The sequence below is a fragment of the Halorubrum tebenquichense DSM 14210 genome, assembly GCF_000337415.1.
Taxonomy (GTDB): domain Archaea; phylum Halobacteriota; class Halobacteria; order Halobacteriales; family Haloferacaceae; genus Halorubrum; species Halorubrum tebenquichense.
Window position 1 is genome coordinate 41,979 of record NZ_AOJD01000050.1, and the last position, 3,793, is coordinate 45,771.

Consider the following 3,793-nt stretch of genomic DNA (forward strand, 5'->3'; position numbering starts at 1 on the left):
ACCGGTCGGAGCGAAGCGGAGACCGGTCGACGAGGCTGGGGAGGCGTGAGGTGCGGTTGCGGTGCTGTGCGGGGCGGGACTCGAAGGGGCAGCCGGGAGGCGGGCGCAGGCGACGCAAGGACCGCAACGAGGGAGCGGTAGCGACCGAGTGAGGACCGCAGCGAGCGTGCGTCCGCCTCCCGGCTGGGGCTTCGGTGGTGTTCGTGTCGATCACCGATTTATCGAACCCTTCCTCGATCCGATTTCCCCGTTCCCGCCGGACACCTTTATTTCAATTCCACGACGGATCTGCGCACATGGCCCTCGCTGCCACCCTCCTGTACGCCTTCCCGATCGGATCCTGCCTCCTGCTCGCGTGGGCGATCCACCGCCGCGGCGCGGTCGGCCTGATCGCCGGCTACGACGGCGACCTCCCGCCCGAGCGCGAGGCGGAACTCGCTCGGGACGCGGCGATCGTCCTCGTCGCCGCGGCCGCGGGGGTCGGACTCCTCGCAGTCGACGCGCGGGCAGACGCGGTCCCCCGTCCCGGCGCACTGGTGACACTCGCCATCGTTGCCCCCGTCGCGTGGCTCCTCTGGAAGTGGAACGTCCGCGAGCCGGACCGCGGCTGATCGATGCGCGCCCGAACCGTGCGATTGACGCCGCCCGCCCGTCTACCCCGCCCATGGACGTGACCGTCGAGGTCGTCGGCGAGGGGACCGACGAGTACAGCCTCGCCGCCGACGCGACGTACGACGACCTGATCCGCGCCGCGGGCTACCACCCGCAGGAGGCGTCGGCGCTGGTCGACGGCTCGCCCGTCCCGGGCGACCGGGTCGTCGACGCCGACACGGTCCGAGTCCTCCGACTGATCAAGGGCGGCGCGACCGGCGGCGCGTGAGCGGGACGCCAGATAGACCCGGCCCGCCGGCGGACGTGACGATCGACCCCGCGACCGCCGACGACCGCCTCGATGTCCTCCGGATCCTCGACGCGGCGATGCTGGAGACCGACGCCGACGCCGTCGCCGACCGGACCGCGGCCGGCGACGCGCTCGTCGCCCGCTCGGAGCGGACCGGCGGGGTCGTCGGCGCGCTCGTCGCGACGCGTCCCGACTCCGGCCGACTCCACGTCGACGCGGTCGCGGTCAGGCGGGCGCGTCGCGGCCGGGGGATCGGCTCGGCGCTCGTCGCGGCCGCGGTCGAACGCGGCGAGCGCGACGACGCGGTCGAGACCGTCACCGCGGCGTTCGACCCGGAACTGCGGGCGTTCTACGCCGCCCTCGGCTTCGCGGTCCGACCGGCGGACGGCTCGGGCGGAACGGAGGCCGCCCCGGTCGCCGCGCGCGACTCCGCCGACGGCGACGGCGACCGCCTGTTCGGCCGGGTGTCGACGGCGGGCCCGGGATCGCCGTGAGCCGCCCGCAAGCGGCGCGTCCGACTCGCGGCTGACTGACCTTTTTCACCGCGTGGCACGTGTACACATACCTGACCGGATCATGCCCTCCCAGCCCGCTTCTCCCGACCCTCCCGACTCGCCCGGTGGCACCGACGCCGAGGCGGCGGACTCGGCCGACGGACCGCGACGCCGGTCGGCCTCGGCCATTGCCTCCGCCGGCTCCCGGGCGAGCGACCCCGCCCGGACCGTCGGCCTCGGCCGCGACCGCGACCGCCGTCCGGGGTACCACGACCGCGTCCGCGTCGCCGCGCTCGCCGCCGAGGTCGAGCGGCTGGAGGCGGAACGCGACCGCCTCGCCGACCGGGTGGCCGCGCTCGAACGGGCGGTCGAGTCGGAGGCGCAGCGGCGACAGCAGGTGATCGACAACTACGAGCGGGTCGTCGCGGCCCGGTCGGAGTCGGACGCCGCCTCCGACGCGTCTCGGACCGCGTCGACGCGCCCGCGACCGCTCGCCGCCGTCGCCGCCGGGATGGAGCGCGTCGCGGCGTGGCTGCGCCGCGCGGACGGCTGAGCGCCGGGCCGCACATTCGATGTCCATTTCCGGTTCGACCCCGTCGTTCCGGCCATGAGCGCCGATTCGTCCGCCGTTTCGACGGACCTTCAGCACCGAACGCCGGTGAGCCACAGATGAGCGGAAAAGACGACTACTACAACCGGTCCAAACAGCAGGGGTACCGCGCCCGGTCCGCCTACAAGCTGAAACAGATCGACGAGGAGGCCGACCTGTTCGAGCGCGGCGACACCGTGGTCGATCTGGGGGCCGCGCCCGGCGGGTGGCTCCAGGTCGCCGCCGAGGAGGTGGGCGAGGCCGGCACCGTCGTCGGGGTCGACCTCCAGCGCATCGACGACCTCGACGACCACGATGTCGAGACGATCCGCGGCGACATGACCGAGGAGCGGACTCGCCACTACCTGCGGGAGGCGGTCGACGAGGAGGGCGCGGACGTCGTCGTGAGCGACATGGCCCCGAACATGACCGGCGAGTACACCCTCGATCACGCCCGGTCGGTCCACCTCGCGCGGCAGGCGTTCGACGCCGCCGACGAACTGCTCGCCTCCGGCGGCGACTTCGTCGTGAAGGTGTTCCAGGGCGACGACCTCGACGCCTTCCGCGACGACGTGAGCGAGGCGTTCCAGTACGTCCGCACCGTCTCGCCGCCGGCCTCGCGGGACTCGTCCTCGGAGGTGTACCTCGTCGGGAAGGGGTACACCCGGTCGCCGGTCGCCGAGGGCGACCGCGTCGAGGTGACCGTCGAGGAGGAGGGCGACGAGGGCGACGGCATCGCCTACGTCGACGGCTACACCCTCTTCGTCGACGGCGACGTCGGCGAGACGCTCACCGTCGAGGTGACCGACGTCAAGCCGCGGTTCGCCTTCGCGGAGCGCGTCGACGCGGACGGGTCGGACTGAGTCGGGCGGCCCGCCCGAACCGGACGGGGCGGCCGCGCCGGAGCCCTCCGCCGATCTCCTCGGACCCGAACGTGTGGGCCCTCCCCGTCAGACGAGTATCAGTCCGAATAATCCGACTCTGATACTTATATACCCCTGCGGGCGAGTGGCGACAGATGAACGGCGACGACGCGAGCGACCGGTCCGATCGAGTCCCCGGCGACGGGGACCGTTCGACGGCATCGACCGACTCGGACGCGACCACCGACGGCGGAGTCGCGTCCGGCGAGACGACGACCGCCTCCCGCACCGATTCCGACGCCGAGGTCCCGGTCTCGGACTTCCGCGAGGTCGCGGCGCGGCTCGCCGACGGCGACCTCGGGGCCCGGTTCCCGGCCGCGGAGACCGACGGCGAGGCGGCGGCGCTCGCGGAGACGCTCAACGAGTTCGTCGACGGCGTCGCGGAGACGGTGTCCGCGGTCGACGGCTTCGGCGACGAGGTCGCGGGCGCGACCGAACACGTCCGGTCGAACGTCGACCGCGCGAAGGCGCAGAGCGACGAGGTGTACGCCGCGGTCGACGATATCGAGGCGGCCGCGACCCGCCAGCGCGACGACATCGCGGCCGCGACGAGCGAGCTCCAGACCGTCTCGGCCGCGACCGAGGAGGTCGCCGCCTCCGCCGATCAGGTGGCCGCCACCGCGGCCGACGTGGCCGAGCGGACCGACGAGGGGACCGACGCCGCGACCGCGGCCATCGAGGACCTCCGCGTCGTCGACGAGCGGACGGAGACCGCCCTCGACCGCGTCGAGACGCTCGAATCGGAGGTCGCGGCGATCGAGGACGTCACCGACCTGATCCAGGACATCGCCGACGAGACGAACATCCTCGCGCTCAACGCCTCGATCGAGGCCGCGCGCGCGGGCGAGGCCGGCGAGGGGTTCGCGGTCGTCACCCGCGAGGTGAA

General features: G+C 73.5%; 6 protein-coding genes. All 6 read left to right on the forward strand.

The features are described 5' to 3' along the window. Positions 1–296 precede the first annotated feature (296 nt). Positions 297–611 carry a hypothetical protein gene (locus C472_RS09125; RefSeq protein WP_006629536.1) on the forward strand — a complete coding sequence of 105 codons (315 nt, stop codon included), beginning with the start codon at positions 297–299 and terminating at the stop codon, positions 609–611. Between the two features lie 53 nt (positions 612–664). Beyond that, on the forward strand, positions 665–880 hold the full coding sequence (gene samp2 / locus C472_RS09130; RefSeq protein WP_006629537.1) for a ubiquitin-like small modifier protein SAMP2: 216 nt from the start codon (positions 665–667) through the stop codon (positions 878–880). 35 nt (positions 881–915) lie between these two features. After that, positions 916–1,395, forward strand: a complete 480-nt coding sequence (locus C472_RS09135) for a GNAT family N-acetyltransferase (RefSeq protein ID WP_006629538.1) — start codon at positions 916–918, stop codon at positions 1,393–1,395. Between the two features lie 82 nt (positions 1,396–1,477). Then, the gene (locus C472_RS09140) at positions 1,478–1,948 is read left to right on the forward strand and encodes a hypothetical protein (protein WP_006629539.1); all 471 of its coding nucleotides are present in this window, start codon (positions 1,478–1,480) and stop codon (positions 1,946–1,948) included. 116 nt (positions 1,949–2,064) lie between these two features. Then, positions 2,065–2,847, forward strand: coding sequence for a 23S rRNA (uridine(2552)-2'-O)-methyltransferase (locus C472_RS09145; RefSeq protein ID WP_006629540.1), 783 nt, complete (start codon positions 2,065–2,067; stop codon positions 2,845–2,847). Positions 2,848–3,002: 155 nt separating this feature from the next. Next, the coding region (locus C472_RS09150) for a methyl-accepting chemotaxis protein (protein WP_006629541.1) at positions 3,003–3,793 on the forward strand (791 nt) is incomplete at its 3' end.